Genomic DNA, 15,513 nt, shown 5'->3' with positions numbered 1-15,513 from the left:
ACGACTGCCTGAGTTAGAATGTTGCAGTTTGGCGCCAAAACAGCGGCATCTACCACTGCTTGGCCCTATAGGGGTACCGTATCATATACTGTTCGTGCACCATCTGCTGAAGCTTTGCACGGAGTTCACCAATATTCTCGCCAGTGGCCGCAGAGACAAACATACATTCCTGGTCAAACATATAGCTCAGATTACCAAGCAAGCCTTCTTCAATCTCCCGCTTGCCCTCTTCCGTCAGCAAATCATCGTAGTTGCGTTCCCGGTACAAGTCGATCTTATTGAAGACCAGCAGCGTGGGTTTATCAACGGCTTCCAGGTCTTTCAGGGTGCTGTTAACGGTACGGATATGATCTTCGTGCAAGGGGTGCGCTACATCTACAACATGAAGGAGGATATCGCTCTCCCGCACCTCATCCAGGGTAGACTTAAAGCTTTCCACCAAATGGTGCGGAAGCTTCCGGATAAACCCAACGGTATCAGAAAGCAGAAAAGGCATGCGGTCAATGACCACTTTCCGGACCGTAGTATCCAACGTAGCGAAGAGCTTGTTTTCGGCAAATACTTCCGACTTGCTCATCAGATTCATGAGCGTCGACTTGCCTACGTTGGTGTAACCGACCAGGGCTACGCGGATCATTTCCCCGCGCTGTTTGCGTTGAGTCTGATTTTGCTGGTCAATTTTCTCCAGCTTCTTCTTAAGCAGAGAGATTTTATCCCGCACAATACGGCGGTCCGTCTCGATCTCCTTCTCACCCGGGCCTCGCATACCGATACCACCACGCTGCCGCTCAAGGTGAGTCCAAAGCCCCCGCAACCGAGGCAGGAGATACTGCAGCTGGGCCAGCTCTACCTGTGTTTTGGCCTGAGCCGTTTGTGCGCGGCTGGCGAAAATATCCAGAATGAGGGTACTGCGGTCTACAATTTTCAGTTTGAGGAACTCTTCGAGTATGTTCACCTGCTTGCCGGAAAGGTCATCGTCAAAAATAACCATACTAACCTCCTCATGGGCATCGATGTATTCTTTAATTTCCTCCAGCTTGCCCTTACCGACAAAAGTCCGCTTATCCGGTTGGCTGAGCTTTTGAATATAGCGCTTACGGGTTTTTGCGCCAGCAGTAAGGGCCAGAAATTCCAGTTCGTCCAGGTACTCCTCTACCTCTTCTTCGGTTTGCAGTTGACGGACTACGCCTACCAGAATGGCGTACTCTTTCTTTTGCTTTAAACCTTTCTTGTCTTTTGTACCTATTGTCCAGTCGTGTGCCATAAATTCTTTGTAGTGAATAATTGGTACAGGGTTCTGCCTGTACGCTCAGTCTACCGGTTCTGCAACCAGGTTTCAGGGTTCAGTTTCTGAGTGCCTTTCCAAATTTCGAAATGCACCGTATTGTTATCCCCGGCGAGGCGGCCTATAGGCTGATTGGGCCCAACGGGCTGCCCTTTCTCCACCAGCACTTCTTCAATGCGGTAGTATAGTGTAAAGAAATCACCGTGGTTCACCAATATAGCGTTTTGATATACGGGTACGAAGGTGATGTGCGTAACTTCCCCTTCAAAGACCGGGAAAATGTCTGCACCATTTTGTGCCTGAATTTCAATGCCATTATTGGGCAGCTTCAGCCCGGTATCTTCCATGACAATTGCATTGCCGAAGGATTTGCTAACCTGACCGGACCGGACGGGCCACGGCAACCGCCCGCGCTGATTGCTAAAATTGCGGGAAAGCGTTGCTGCTGCTTCCACTGTGGCAGCCGGGGCTTTCGGCGCTGTAGCCGTTGCACCAGCCGGAACACGCTCCCTGGCTTCCCGGCGTTTTCGGGACATCTCGGCGACGATGATTTCCTCAATAGCCTGATTGAGCCCTTCGTGAGCGGCCTGTTGTTCGTCCAGCTTAGCCATTAACTGCTGTTCACTGGTTTTAAGTTTCTTCAGAAGGCGGTTTTTTTCCTGGAATTCTTCCTGCAGCAAAACAGTCTGCCGTTGTTGTGCCGCCAGAAGCTGCTGTTGCTCTACCCGCCGGGCTTCGAGTTGTGCCGTACGCTCAGTGAGCATCTCTTGGGTTTCGATAATGTTGACCGCCTGTTTTTTGCGGAAGCGGTCATACTGCCGGATGTACTGCCAGCGGCTGAAGGCATCGTTGAAACTCTCTGCGGAGAACAGAAAGACCAGCATACTCTGACTAAGTTTGTGCCGGTAGGCGACCCGCATGGTGTGGGCGTATTCTTTCTTGAGGCGTTCAATATCGCCCTGTAGCGCCAAAAGCACTACCTCAGACCGGCGTATGCTGGCATCTACCTGCTGCAGCTCCTGTTCCAGGGTACGGACCAACTCCTGCCGGTTGCGAATTTGAGTCCTTATCGCAATGTATTGCTCGAGGGTCGCTTCTTTGTCCTTTTTAGTATTGTTAAGGGCTGTTTCAGTGGCTTTTATTTCCTGCAGCAGGCGCTCCCGCTTGCGCTCCAGCTCTTCCCGGTTTTGCCCGTTAAGCAGTACCGGAACACAAAACAGTACCAGGGCGAGTAATATGCCACACCTGAAAGGCAGCCTGTGCATGAATTTATTTGGCCCGTGTATATCTGGATGGGATATCAAATTTTATTGGTTTTGGGACATTTAGTTCTATGTTGCTGAACTGTAGGGTCACATTCGCCTGACCCGAATACTTGCTTTCCAACATAAGATTACGAATATAGGAAAATTTCTGTTCCTCTTCCAGGTCTTCATACCCTTCCAGTAAGGCACTCATTTCCTGATCGTTGCGTAAATCTTTAAATGCCATTTTTTTCAGCAAAAAATCAGCTGTGCCGATAAGGTATTCAGCTGCCATCTCGTCGCTCCCTCCCTTGAGGCGGTAAGTGGGCCCCAGTGGCTCGATACCCAGTTCATCGCCGCCAAAAAAGATGGGGTTGCCAAGTATAAAATCCTGGAGCTCAGACAGGCTACCTGCCGGTAGGCCATAGGACGATGCCAGGTAAGCCAGCCCCTCTATGGTGTATTCCTTGTTGAACCGGTCCACTACATAAACGGAGTCAGAGGTCACCTGCACCCGGGCAATCTCAAAGCCGAGCTTCTTCACACTCAGCCACAGCAGACTGTCCTTTTTCATGCGAATTGTGGCACTGGCAGAGACCGACATATCTTCATCCGCATAGTCTATACGCAGGCGGCTCTCGAACCAATCCGGCGACAAGCGTTGTTTTTCCATACGCTTCAGCAAACTGGAAGCGGTCATATCTTTATCGGCAACGCCTTTGGATTTGCGGATGGAAGCGCAACTGTTTAGCGAGAGGACAGCCAGTAGCAGAATGGCATAAGAAGTATACTTCATATTAGCGTTTGTTGATGAAAAAAGCCGGCTTGCGGCTTTATGAATACTGACGGGGCGAAGGTGGTTTTGGTTACTCCACCAGCTTTCGCTGCTCAATTTTCTGCTCCAGCGCGGAAGAACCAGCGCCAGCAGCCCGTGCTTTCTTCCAGTTCGCTACAGCCTCCTCCACTTTACCGAGTTGGTAGAGCGTATCGCCCAGGTGCTCCAGAATGACTGGGCTGGCACTGCCCCCGTTTTCTACGGCACGCTGCAACCATGCGCGGGCTTCCTGATAATCGCCTTTCTTGTAGAGCACCCAGCCCAGTTGCATTTGGTAGGCGGCCTGACCGGGCAGCAGCTCATTGGCTTTTCGGGCCATTTGCTCGGCATCCTTTAGCTTTTCCTCCCGCTGCGCCAGGGCATAGGCATAACGGGATAGTGCTGGTGGGGCGGTATCATCGGTAGCCAGTGCTTTGCCAAAAGCTTCGTCGGCAGCACCAGTATCTCCGGCGGCCTGATACAACAACCCCTCTAAAGAGTGGATCAGCACCAGCGCCCGGACATTACCACCAGCCATAAAACCCGCCTGCTGCAGGGTGGAAAGGGCGGCATCGTGATTGCCCAGGTGATAATCCGCCAGCGCATTCATGTAGTACACTACAGGCTGATTCGGATAGTAGTCCATAGCGCGCTCACTAAAACCCTTTAGCGCTTCAAACTGAAACGTCTCCTCGTACAATTGCATGATTTGCTCCCAAACCATGAAGTTGGCGTTGTCTTCTTCTATCGCTCCCAGATATTTAGGCAGGGCTTCCTTCTTACGGCCCGAATGATAGAGCAGATCGCCCGCTGCTGAAGACGCTTTTGCACTGCCCGGGTGGACTTCCTCCAGGATATCAGTAAGCTCCAGCAAGGCATCGGCCAGGCTTTGATCTCCGGTGTCCGCTACTTTCTGAATTAAGGGTATGATGTTCGTGATTTTCACATCGATATCCGTATCTGGGTTATAGAACGGCTCCTTTAATTGATTGAGGTAGCGGATTTCGTCGGTTTCCTGACCGGACTGTCCAGCGAGTGCCAATTTAGCTTTAGCGTTTTCCGGGTCAATTTTGAGGATATCGGTGTAGACCGAGCGTGCTTTTTGGTCTTCTCCAATTTGCTCGTAAAACCCCGCCAGCAAATGCCGGTACTGCACGTTGTCCGGGAAGGCATCGATGAGCCGCAGCAGCTCTTCGGCTGCCTTTTTGTCTTGTCGTTGGCTCAGGTATAAGGTATGCTTGCGGCGGATGACTTCCTCGTTAAGCCCCAGGCGGGTTTCCAGGTCGTCATAGACCTTCAGGGCGTCCTTAATTTCGTTGGCTTTGACCAAAAGGAAGGCAAGGCGATAGTAGCTTTGCTCATCGTTGGGCTCCAGCTCCACCACGCGCTCGTAGGTTGCAGCAGCCTCTTCAAATAGTCCGGCCTGCTGTTGCAAATCGGCCAGAAATTTGTGGTACCAAATATTATCTGCATCCCATTCGGTGGCATCTTTGGCGTATTTCAGGCTCTTGTCGCGGTCGCTTTGGGCTTCATAAATTCGGGCTATTTCAAAAGCAGCAGTCGCATTTTCACGGTCTTTGCGCAAAATATTTTCAAGCATGCCGATTGCCTCATCATAGTTGCCCAGGAGCTTCTCCCGGCTCGCATCGATAAACAGCTCCTGTATTTTGACGGCTTCTTCGTCTACCCGGTCTACCTGAGCCATAAGGCCCGGAGCGGCACTCAGCAGCATCAGGACGACCAGCCCGAAAAGGCCAGCCAATCCTGATTCGTTTACGATCCCTTCCTTTAGGATTTTTTTCCTCATAGCGTTCTGTTACTTGTATTCGGAATAGTCGCCTATACTAATTTCCGACTTATTCCCTTCGTAATCGACTTTGTTGCCCAGCATGGAATGGCTGAGGTTGGCATGGCGGACTACGGTGTCATTTTGTATGACTGCATCACTGATAACGGATTGTTCCACCGTTGAATTGTGGCCCAAAGATACATGAGGCCCTACGACACTGTTACGAATCACAACATTTTCTCCAATAAAGCAAGGCGGGATAAGAATAGCATTTTCCAGCGTAACGCTGTCGGCAACCAGTTTTTCCTTATCTTGCTTGAGCTGCAGCATACGACGGTTGGTTGCCACAACGTTATCCTTGTTGCCGCAGTCCAGCCATTCCTCAATCTGAGCCGAGCGAAACTTCACACCGTTGTTTTTGAGCAGCTCCAGAGCCGTGGTAATCTGAAATTCGCCTTTGTCCCGAATGTCGTTGTCCACCATATGCTGAAGGGTTTCCCGGAGGCGCTCACCGTCCCGCACATAATATAGCCCAACAATTGCCAGATCGGAAACGAAGGTTGGCGACTTTTCCACAAACTCTGTAATGACATTATTTTCGTCGGTCTTCACTACTCCAAATGAAGAGGGGTCTTCAACTTTCTGGCACCAAATAATACCGTCTTCTTTGGGGTCAAAAGAAAAGTTAGCCTTAAACAGTGTATCTGCGAAAGCTACAATACAGTTACCACTCAGGCTTGGCTTGGCACACAGTATCGCATGGCCCGGCCCGTGAGGGATATCCTGCGTATAAATAGAGCATTTGGCGCCTACCTTAGCAGCAATTTCCTGCAACTGCGCTTCTGCTTCTGCTCCGAAGTCACCTATGACAAATGCGACTTCCTCCACTGGTTCGTCCAGTGCTTCGGCAAGGTCTTCCACGATACGTTGGACAATAGGCTTGCCGCTTACTGGCAGCAGGGGCTTGGGGATAGTGAGGGTGTGTGGGCGCAGGCGGGATCCGCGGCCTGCCATCGGAATGATAATCTTCATAATTCAGGATTGGTTTAGTTTTCAAATCAGGGATACTCCGGGGGTTTAACAATTGTGCGTATTTGTTTCCGGTTGCCCCTTTATTAAAGGCATGGAAGCCCGTGATAGTTTGAACAGCTCCTTTGTATTGTTTACTTAAATTAGCGGCGAGGTACAATATAAGGTCTTATGCAACGTCAGTTGTTGTAGTCTTTGTTGATTTTTTCAGTAAAAAGAAGCTTTTTTCGCTCCTTTTACGGCGAAACAGGCCGGAGAACCAATAAACACCAATATGATGCGCCAATTTCTACTGTGGACGTTTGGTCTTTGTTTGATTTGCACATTTGCGCAGGGCCAGAACCCGCTGCCTATTGGTCAGTGGAGGAGCCACCTGCCCTATCAGGCCGGGCAATACGTCACCCAAAGTGCCGAAAAAGTCTACTTCTCTACCGAAATGTCTGTTCTCTCAGTAGATAAGACGGACTTTGCTGTGGACTTTCTTTCCACTGTAGACGGGCTGAGCAACGCAGGCGTAGAGTTCATCCGTTACAATTCATTTAGCAAAATTTTGATCATAGTTTATCAAAATGCAGTAATCGACCTCCTTTACGAAGACGGGGAAGTGGTGACGCTCAATCAAATCCGTAACTTCCAGAATTTTTCCGGAGAGAAGCGGATCAATGATATACACATTCTCAATGACAGCATCGTCTATATGGCCGCCACCTATGGGGTATCCGAGCTGGATATTCTGAATGCGGAGTTTCGGTCCACCACACTCACAGGGGTAGAAGTCAACAGCGTGCATGTTTTTGAGGAAGACCTCTACGCTGCTACTGCGGAAGGCATCTACCGCATTTCCACCAATAACGTCAACCCGGATGACTTTGGCAACTGGGACTTGCTTGGCCCTTCCGAGGGCTTCCCAATGGACTACAGCGCGAGGGGTTTCGAGACGTTTGAGGGAGCGCTGTATGTGGGTGTTAATGACACGGCTTTCCGGTATGAGAATCAGCAGCTGGAATATTTCTATGCCGAGACAGGCAGCACCCTGCAGTTTATGTCGCACGAGGGGACACTGCTGCTGGTAGGCTTCCGGCCCGGGCGGGTGGTTTATTTGCATCCGGATGGGCGGACCGGCCCTTTGCCATTCAACTGTATTTTCACCCCCAATTATGCAATAGAGGATGAGCGGGGTCGGCTTTGGTACGGTAATGAAGCCGTTGGTTCTGATTTTCGCTACGCCGAGAACTTTGAACAAGGCTTCTGCGAATCTCTGAACTTTAATTCGCCTTTCTCCGAAGCCATCTGGAATATGTCCATTGCCAACGGACAGCTTTGGATGGCTTCCGGGGGGCTCGACCAAACCCTTGGCCCAATCTTTATCCGGGACGGATTCGCTTCCTTTATCAACGGCCAGTGGACCATCTACAACCGGGACCTACGGGACGAACTCAAAGGGGATGACCTCAATAGCCCAGATGACGATATACAGGTTTTTGTCACCTCTGCTATCCACCCGGAAAATGGCAAGGTCTATATGGGCAGCTACATCGAAGGGCTCGTGGAAGTCGATCCTGCCACCGACCAAATTACCACCTACAACACTGATAACTCTACCCTTCAGGTGGCACAACAAGATATCAGGGTCCGGGTGGGTGGACTTGCATTTGATGAAGAAAACAACCTCTGGGTGGGCAACAACTCGGCCCCTGCTCCTTTATCCGTATTAATGCCCGGTGGTGAGTGGCGCAGCTTTCTGCCCTCCTGCGGTCAAAGCACCCTGCTCGATATTGCTGTGGACGGCAGCGGGTACAAATGGATACGCCTGGGCAGCAGTAGTGGAGGCCTGCTCTTGTTTGACGAAGGGGAAATGGAAGACCCCAATGACGATCGGTGCCGCGTCTTCACGGCCAACAACAGCGAGCTCCCAAATAATGACGTCAACTGCGTAACCGCCGACCTCGACGGGGATATCTGGGTGGGCACAACAGAAGGGGTGGTGATTTTTGAATGCGGAAGCAGTGCCTTCGATGAGTCTTGCATTGGTACGAGGCGTATCGTTGAGCAGGATGGCTTTGGCGCCCGCCTTCTGGAGACCGAAAATGTGATCGATATAGCCGTTGACGGTGCTAACCGGAAGTGGATAGGTACACAGAATGGTGTTTTCCTGCTTTCTCCCTCCGGTGAGGAACAAGTCGACCGGTTTACGGAAGCCAACAGCCCACTTTTTGACAACAATATTGTAGACATTGCCGTAGATCAGCAAACCGGAGAGGTCTTTATCGGTACGGCAAAGGGCATCATCTCCTACCAGAGCGATGCGGTTGAAGGCGGCAGGGTACATAGCTCAGATATTCTGGTGTACCCCAATCCTGTACGAGAGGACTACGAAGGCCCAATCGCCATCAATGGCCTGGCTCGGGATGCGGTAGTGAAAATTACAGACGTGACGGGCAAGCTGGTTTTTGAGACCAATGCCCTGGGCGGGCAGGCGGTCTGGAATGGCACGGACTACAACGGACGGCGGGTGCAAACTGGTGTCTATCTGGTATTTAGCAGCAGCAATGGCCGCAATACCAGCCTGAATGCCCAGCCAGATGCAGCGGTGGCTAAGATTATGGTCATCAATTAGCGGGGTAAAGGGAACAAGAACAGACTAATCTTGAAAGCTCTTGGAATCACTCTGCTGGCCTGGTTAATAAACCGTAGTCTTTACAATCTCTTCATAGTAAGCTTCGTACTCTGGTAGGATATTGTCGATATCGAAACGCTTTGCCTGTGCCAGGGCGTGGCGGCGAAAAGTCTGGAGTTTCTTGTCGTCTTTGAGGATGCTCAGCGCGTTGCGGGCCATGTCCTCCACATCGCCAACCGGGCTAAGGTAGCCTGTTTTGCCATGAATATTCACTTCCGGCAAGCCGCCCACATCAGAAGAGATGACGGGGACTTCGCAAGCCATAGCCTCTAGTGCAGCCAGGCCGAAGCTTTCACTACCCGAAGGCATAATGAACAGGTCCGCAATTGCCAGTAGTTCTTCAACAGCATCCTGCTTGCCCAGGAAGCGGGTTTCATGGCACAGCTCCATCTTGCGGCAGAGTTCTTCCAGGTTGTGCCGTTCAGGGCCGTCACCAATTAGCAGTAGCTTCGAAGGTATCTCCTTGTAGACTTTAGCGAATACCTTGAGTACATCTTCCACCCGTTTTACCTTTCGGAAGTTGGACACATGCACCAGTATCCGTTCTCCGTTTGGCGCAATAGCCTTTTTAAAGTGGTCTTTGTTGACCTTGCGGAAGCGCTCAAAGTCAATGAAGTTATTGATCACTCTGATATCGTTATGGATATCGAAGTACTCATAGGTTTGTTGCTTGAGGCTTTCAGACACCGCAGTGACACCATCTGATTTATTGATGGAGAAAGCCACCACCGGTGCGAAAGCGTTGTTGTTGCCCACCAAGGTGATATCAGTACCATGCAGGGTAGTGATCACTGGGATGTACTTGCCTTCGGTGAGCAGAATTTTCTTAGCCATATAGGCGACTGCTGCATGCGGAATGGCGTAGTGGACGTGCAGCAAATCCAGATGGGCAAACTTTACCACATCCACCAGCTTACTGGCCAGCGAGGTATCGTAGGGCGTGTACTCAAACAGCGGATAGTCTTCAGTAGCCACCTCATGGAAAACTACGTTTTCATGGAAAGCTGAAAGGCGGGCAGGGCGCTTGTAGGTAATGAAGTGGACTTCGTGCCCTTTGCGGGCAAGCCCAAGGCCAAGCTCTGTAGCGACAACGCCACTTCCTCCGTAGGTGGGGTAACAGACAATCCCTATTTTCATAAGCGGTGACATGCCCCGCTGCAATTAGCAGCAGGTTGAAGTTTTGGTTTGCTAAGGATTGATACGTTTGGGGGCTTAAATAGTTTATTTTTTTAACAACAACGGGGCGCTCCTGCCTCATTCAGCAGAAACGCCCCGTTACATTTCATCAGGGAGGACTAAGGCTACAGCCCGGCTTTGATCAGTTTAGCTGTTTTGACCTGCCCGTCCGCGAAAATACGCACCCAGTACATACCACTGTTGTAGCGGCTCAGGTCAATGGGGTAGGTCCCCTCTGTCACCTGTTGGTCTACAGTTTCGTAAAGCAGTTGCCCCATGGTATTCAGCACCTGAATGCGGGCATCTACCGGCTGCTTGAAGGCTACGGTCAGGGTACTCTGCCCGGAGGTCGGGTTAGGCGCCAGGTTGACGCTGCCGATGTTATCCAGTTCGATCGTACCGACCATTACCTCCACTACGAAGGTTTTGACGTCCTGACAGCCAAAGCCATCTGTAATAGTCACCGTATACTCACCAACGCCCAGGTTGGAAACCACCCGGGTGGAGTCGTCTGTGCTCCACTCATAGGTGTAAGGGCCTTCGGAGCTAGTTGGCAGGACGGCGATGCTGCCATCTGTCATATCCGCTGCACTGGCACCGGTGATGGTGGAATCAATAGTAATACCATTACAACGGCGGATATTGATGTTGTCGATATCCAGCCAGTAGTCGCCTTCACCCCAGATACCCTGGAAGCGAACGCGGATATACTCCCCGGCATATTCTTCCAATGGAAGGGTCACCGTGGTCATATCTACGGATGGAACATGCAGAGAGTCAGAAACCGTAAAAACAGTTGTATAGGTTTCTCCACAGTCTGTAGAGACGCCTACTTTCAGGCTGTCCATATCTGTGAGCACCGTTGGCTCCGTGCCCGCAAAGTATTCAACGTAGCGGTAATCAAAGCGGAGGGTGTCCTCAGCTTCTACGGGGCCCAGAACTGGCATTTCCATGGCAATGGAATCATTGAAGGACCAGATATTGGCATGGATTGCAAAAGTGGCGTTATTGTGTCCGTTAGAAACCGTTACACTTGGGCTAACCTCCCAGTCATCCGGCACACCTCCTGCTTCAAAGTCCTGCTTGTAAGGCAGTTGAGAAGCCGTTTGGAAACGGTATACGGTCGTGTCATTAGCCAGGAAGCCGTCGCCATCTAGCATGGCCCAGGCGCGGACTTCATAGACGCCCGGCACGGAAGAGTCAAAGGTTTGTTCGAAAGTATAAACAAACTGATCACCCGGGAAAACGATAGGCAAACCGGTGGTTTCCATCACCGCAGGGCCGCCATTCACGGAGTAGGCTACCGGAATGTTTTGCTGAGGTTCATCACCCACATTCCGGATGGTGAACGTCACCTGATCATCAGGGCTGCCGCAGGCTACATCGTCCAGCGTTGTGATACTGGAAGCGGCCATATCATCTGCAATTGTTGGCCCGATCAGGATATTGTCGAGCCCAATCCCTTCACGGGTTACCGATCCATCGGAGGAAAAAACAAACTGAACTTTGACATCTGCTTCGCCGGCAGTATTAGCCAGGACATTTTGCACATACGCCCAGCCCTCAAATCCAGCAGTACCATCCCACCAATCGTTGAAGGTATCGTTGTACCAGTTTACTCCGGTACCTGCTTCACCTACTTTAGACCAGGTCTCGCCATCATCTATGGAGACTTCCAGCCAAAGCTCATCGCAGCAAGACTCTGAGTCGAAGTTCATAAAGAAAGCTATACGGGGGTCTTCATCCAGCGAGCTGAAATCGAGGCAGGGAGAAATCAGATAAGAGCGTTCGCTATTATTGTATGCTCCATCGAGATTGGTCACCCAAGCATTTTCTCCGCTAACAGCACTATTGATAAGGGTGCCGGCAGGTACACCATATTCCCAGGTTGCTTCACCATTACCATCCTGTTCGACGGTCCAGCCACCGCCCCACTCTTCGAAAGTTTGGTAGTAAGGATAAGTGGTTACTTCCGGAATATTGACAATAAGGACACGGGTCGTATCATTTGTACGTACGCTATCGCCTTCCAGGTCCGTCCAGATTTCAAATAAGTACTCGCCCGGTTCGGAAAGATCGTAAGGTGCATCAAACTGAGCAATGTCTGTACTGTCGGTACCAATCACTCCCGTAAAGAGGCCGTCCGTAGGCATATTTACGCCACCGGGAATGCCATTGACTGCAAAGTTGTAAGGGATAAGCGTCTGAGGCGCGCCCCCAAAATTGGAAATGGCCAAAGTTATGCTGTCCGCTATTCCCAAGTTGCAAGCGGTAACCGGGTCGAGCAACTCCACAACGCCCACATCATTTGCAAAAGGAGTGGCAAAAGCATAGGGGCCAATCGTAATGCTCGTATCGCCGTTGGCACAGGCGGCGGCAAGGTATATTTCGTAATTGGTGTTTTCCGAAAGGTTAAAGAGGGTGGTAGAGGCCCCGGATATGACCTTGAAAGTGCCCATGCCCGGCATAAAGCCAGCTTCGCCAAGCTCAATGATCGTCTCACCTTCCGGGTCAGAAGGGATCAGAGAGACATCTGCGCGAAAGGCGCGAATATTCTCAATGTCGATACCACCAGTAGGCGGTGGCGGACAGGAAGGGCATACCGCACTTGAAGAAAAGGCAACACCGGACTGAGGGGCGCCAACCAAGCCATCTTCAAAGATGACCGTAAATTCGGCGTCGACAAGGTTATAGGAAACTTCAGGCCCGAACCCTCCAACAGTGAAATCCAATACAATCGTGTCCCCCTCCGTCACAGTAAGCGCAAAGGAATTGAAACTACCGTCATCATTGACATTATCAAGGGTGTAGGTGGTAGTCGTATTCCCAATCGTTACATCAAGGAAGCCACCATTCCAGCCATCACCGAAGCTATCGAATAGATTGAGCGTGTATTCACAGGATGTTTGGGCGTTCAGTGTACTACTGCCCAACAAAACCGGCAGCAGGATGAACCAAAAGGGGCGCAGGGTAAAACTCCGCTTCATATAGTTTTCTTTTTAACTTTTGATAAGTCTTGTAGCAGCTATCTAATTTGGTTGGGTAAGCTTTCGCAGCGCTTTCAACCAATATATTCATGCCCTGTTATGGGAGTGCTAAAATTAAGCAAAAAATCCAATACCCTTGCCCCCCCTTCACGTCACCTGGCTGCCAAAGCAGTAGGAATTTATCGAAAATGATTTTATTTAAACCTTTTATCTTGTTTGATGTTAGGTTTTTTGTTCCATAGAAGGATTAAAAAAAGAGCACTTCAGGAACAACTTAAGATATTGATTTAAAAGCAATTATAGCGTGGCCGTTTATTCTATAAAAGATCTGGAAAAGCTTTCGGGCATCAAGGCGCACACCCTGCGGGTGTGGGAGCAACGCTATGACATCATCAATCCCAAACGGACCAAAACAAATATCCGTTATTATTTGGATGATGATTTGAAATTCATCCTAAATATTGCGCTCCTTAACAAAAACGGCATCAAAATCTCCAAAATAGCGGAGATGAGCCGTGAAGAGATTGCAGAGAAAGTGGCCGCCATCTCTGAAATCAATTTCGAGTACGGCACTCAGCTCGATGCGCTCACTATTTCAATGATCGAAATGGATGAGTACAAGTTTGACCGGATCATCAGTACCAACATTCAGCAACTTGGTTTCGAGCGGACTATGCTTGAAATCATCTATCCGTTTCTTGACAAGCTCAGTGTTCTATGGCTTACCGGGTCCATCAATCCGGTACAAGAAAATTTCATGAGTTATCTGATCCGGCAGAAAATCGTAGTGGCGATAGACAATGAGCCTTTGGTTAGTGGCAAAGATGTGAACCGGTTTCTAATCTATCTGCCGGAAGGTGAAAAGCAGGAGCTCAGCATGCTGTTCATGCACTACCTCCTTAAATCGAGGGGCAACCATGTTGCCTACATTGGTCAGGATATTACCCTTACCGACCTCAAGGATGCCTGCACTATTTATCAGCCGGATTTCATTTTCACGATGATTACGGAGACCTTCTCCAGAGAACCTTTACAGCAGTACGTAGACCGGCTGTCTGAAAACTTCGCGGATTGCCGCATCCTCCTTTCCGGCTATCAGGTGGTTGCTCAGAAAGTAGAACGCTCTGAGAATATGGAAATACTAAAGAGCCTGGACCAAACGATGTCTTTCCTGGAATCACTGCAGGTGAGTGGAAAAAAAATAAACGCCAGCTACTAAAACCAATTTCAGGCAACTGACCTTTCTTTTTATATCAAATCATTCAATACTTTAAACATCCATTATGAAAAAGGCAATGCTCCTTTACGGCGCAGCACTATTGCTGAGCGCAGTCTTCGTATCCTGTGGACAAACGCCCGAAGGCGAAAAAGTAGAAGCACAGGAAAAAGTAGAAACCCCCACCGCTGAAACCACTTCAGGCGCAGCATACAGCGTAGATACTGACGCCAGCAAAATCAACTGGACCGGTGGCAAACTAGTCGGCAATTCACACACGGGCTACATCAAGCTGAAAGAAGGGCAGCTCAACGTTGAGGGCGGTAATCTTTCAGGAGGCAAGTTCGTGATCGATATGAATACCATCACAGATACCGACATAGATAACCCGGAGAAGCGCCAGGACCTGGAAGGGCACCTAAAGAGCGATGATTTCTTCAACGTTGGCGCTCACCCTACTGCTACTTTTGAAATCGCCAAAGTAGAACCGGCGACCGACAAGCCGGATGCCACCCACACTATTACCGGCAACCTGACCATGAAAGGGATTACTAAAAGCGTAACCATTCCTGCTAATATTAGTATGGAGAATGGCATGCTCAAGGCCACCACGCCTCAGTTTGTCATCGACCGTACGCAGTGGGAAGTCATGTACGGCGCATCTGCCCTTGGTGTGGTCAAGGACAACATCATCAAAGACGAGGTGGCACTGATCATCGACCTGACAGCGAAGGCCGGGTAATCCGCCTTCCTACCCTGTAAAACAACGGCTGGTATAAGCGTAAAAGCCCATACCAGCCGTTTCTGATTAGTATACAGCGGGAGCAATTGGCAAGCGCCTTCATCGGTGCGCCTCCATGAGTGCGTCACAAGCCTGATCCAGCATTTGGTACACTTTCTCAAAACCATCGTCATCCCAATAGGGGTCGGGTACATCCCCCCCATCTCCATCAGAAGCGTAGTCCAGTATTTTTTTAACTTTTCCCTCTTCGGCTGGTGATTGGGCTAAGCGAAGAATATCCCGGTAATTGGACTGGTCCATAGCCAGGACGAGGTCAAAGTCTTTGAGGTCCTGACGGCGGAACTGCCGGGCGCGCTGGGAAGAAATATCAAGCCCGTGGTGGGCTGCAGTGTAAACCGAACGGGGGTCCGGCTTTTCACCGATGTGCCAGGAGCCAGTCCCGGCAGAGTCAATTTCCCAATCCAAACCCTGCGCCGCAACTTTACGTTCCAATATCCCCTGTGCCAGGGGAGAGCGGCAAATATTTCCCAAACAAACCATTAAGATTTTCATAG

The 15,513-nt window shown here is 50.3% G+C and carries 11 protein-coding genes; 3 read left to right on the top strand and 8 right to left on the bottom strand.

Features of this window, described 5'->3' with window-relative positions; genetic code table 11:
* Positions 1–49 precede the first annotated feature (49 nt).
* From hflX to MRY86_RS13240, 5 genes are all read right to left on the bottom strand, one after another.
* On the bottom strand, positions 50–1,264 hold the full coding sequence (gene hflX, locus MRY86_RS13260) for a GTPase HflX (protein WP_293565016.1): 1,215 nt from the start codon (positions 1,262–1,264) through the stop codon (positions 50–52).
* 50 nt (positions 1,265–1,314) lie between these two features.
* Positions 1,315–2,550, bottom strand: a complete 1,236-nt coding sequence (locus MRY86_RS13255) for a peptidoglycan DD-metalloendopeptidase family protein (protein WP_293565018.1) — start codon at positions 2,548–2,550, stop codon at positions 1,315–1,317.
* A gap of 4 nt (positions 2,551–2,554) precedes the next feature.
* Positions 2,555–3,325 (bottom strand): DUF4292 domain-containing protein, encoded by a 771-nt coding sequence (locus tag MRY86_RS13250; protein ID WP_293565020.1) that lies wholly within the window; start codon positions 3,323–3,325, stop codon positions 2,555–2,557.
* 70 nt (positions 3,326–3,395) lie between these two features.
* Positions 3,396–5,150, bottom strand: a complete 1,755-nt coding sequence (locus MRY86_RS13245) for a tetratricopeptide repeat protein (protein ID WP_293565022.1) — start codon at positions 5,148–5,150, stop codon at positions 3,396–3,398.
* Between the two features lie 9 nt (positions 5,151–5,159).
* Positions 5,160–6,164, bottom strand: a complete 1,005-nt coding sequence (locus MRY86_RS13240; protein WP_293565024.1) for a sugar phosphate nucleotidyltransferase — start codon at positions 6,162–6,164, stop codon at positions 5,160–5,162.
* A gap of 271 nt (positions 6,165–6,435) precedes the next feature.
* On the opposite strand from MRY86_RS13240, the gene MRY86_RS13235 reads away from it, so the two are divergent.
* Positions 6,436–8,778 (top strand): hypothetical protein, encoded by a 2,343-nt coding sequence (locus MRY86_RS13235; RefSeq protein ID WP_293565026.1) that lies wholly within the window; start codon positions 6,436–6,438, stop codon positions 8,776–8,778.
* A 63-nt stretch (positions 8,779–8,841) separates the two neighbouring features.
* Here the strand turns inward: MRY86_RS13235 and bshA are convergent, their stop codons facing one another.
* Complete coding sequence (gene bshA, locus MRY86_RS13230) at positions 8,842–9,975, bottom strand: N-acetyl-alpha-D-glucosaminyl L-malate synthase BshA (RefSeq protein ID WP_293565027.1); 1,134 nt, start codon at positions 9,973–9,975, stop codon at positions 8,842–8,844.
* Between the two features lie 164 nt (positions 9,976–10,139).
* Positions 10,140–13,001 carry a T9SS type A sorting domain-containing protein gene (locus tag MRY86_RS13225; protein WP_293565029.1) on the bottom strand — a complete coding sequence of 954 codons (2,862 nt, stop codon included), beginning with the start codon at positions 12,999–13,001 and terminating at the stop codon, positions 10,140–10,142.
* Positions 13,002–13,305: 304 nt separating this feature from the next.
* Here MRY86_RS13225 and MRY86_RS13220 point away from each other — a divergent pair, with 304 nt between their 5' ends.
* Both MRY86_RS13220 and MRY86_RS13215 read left to right on the top strand, forming a co-directional pair.
* Positions 13,306–14,220: a MerR family transcriptional regulator gene (locus MRY86_RS13220; RefSeq protein ID WP_293565031.1), complete on the top strand. Its 915-nt coding sequence runs from the start codon at positions 13,306–13,308 to the stop codon at positions 14,218–14,220.
* Positions 14,221–14,284: 64 nt separating this feature from the next.
* Complete coding sequence (locus tag MRY86_RS13215; protein WP_293565033.1) at positions 14,285–14,959, top strand: YceI family protein; 675 nt, start codon at positions 14,285–14,287, stop codon at positions 14,957–14,959.
* Positions 14,960–15,058: 99 nt separating this feature from the next.
* Here MRY86_RS13215 and MRY86_RS13210 read toward each other — a convergent pair whose 3' ends face one another.
* Positions 15,059–15,511: a low molecular weight protein-tyrosine-phosphatase gene (locus MRY86_RS13210; protein WP_293565035.1), complete on the bottom strand. Its 453-nt coding sequence runs from the start codon at positions 15,509–15,511 to the stop codon at positions 15,059–15,061.
* Between the last annotated feature and the right edge of the window lie 2 nt (positions 15,512–15,513).

The organism is Phaeodactylibacter sp. (assembly GCF_022763345.1).
Lineage (GTDB): Bacteria > Bacteroidota > Bacteroidia > Chitinophagales > Saprospiraceae > Phaeodactylibacter.
This window is presented reverse-complemented; position numbering and strand designations above follow the sequence as displayed.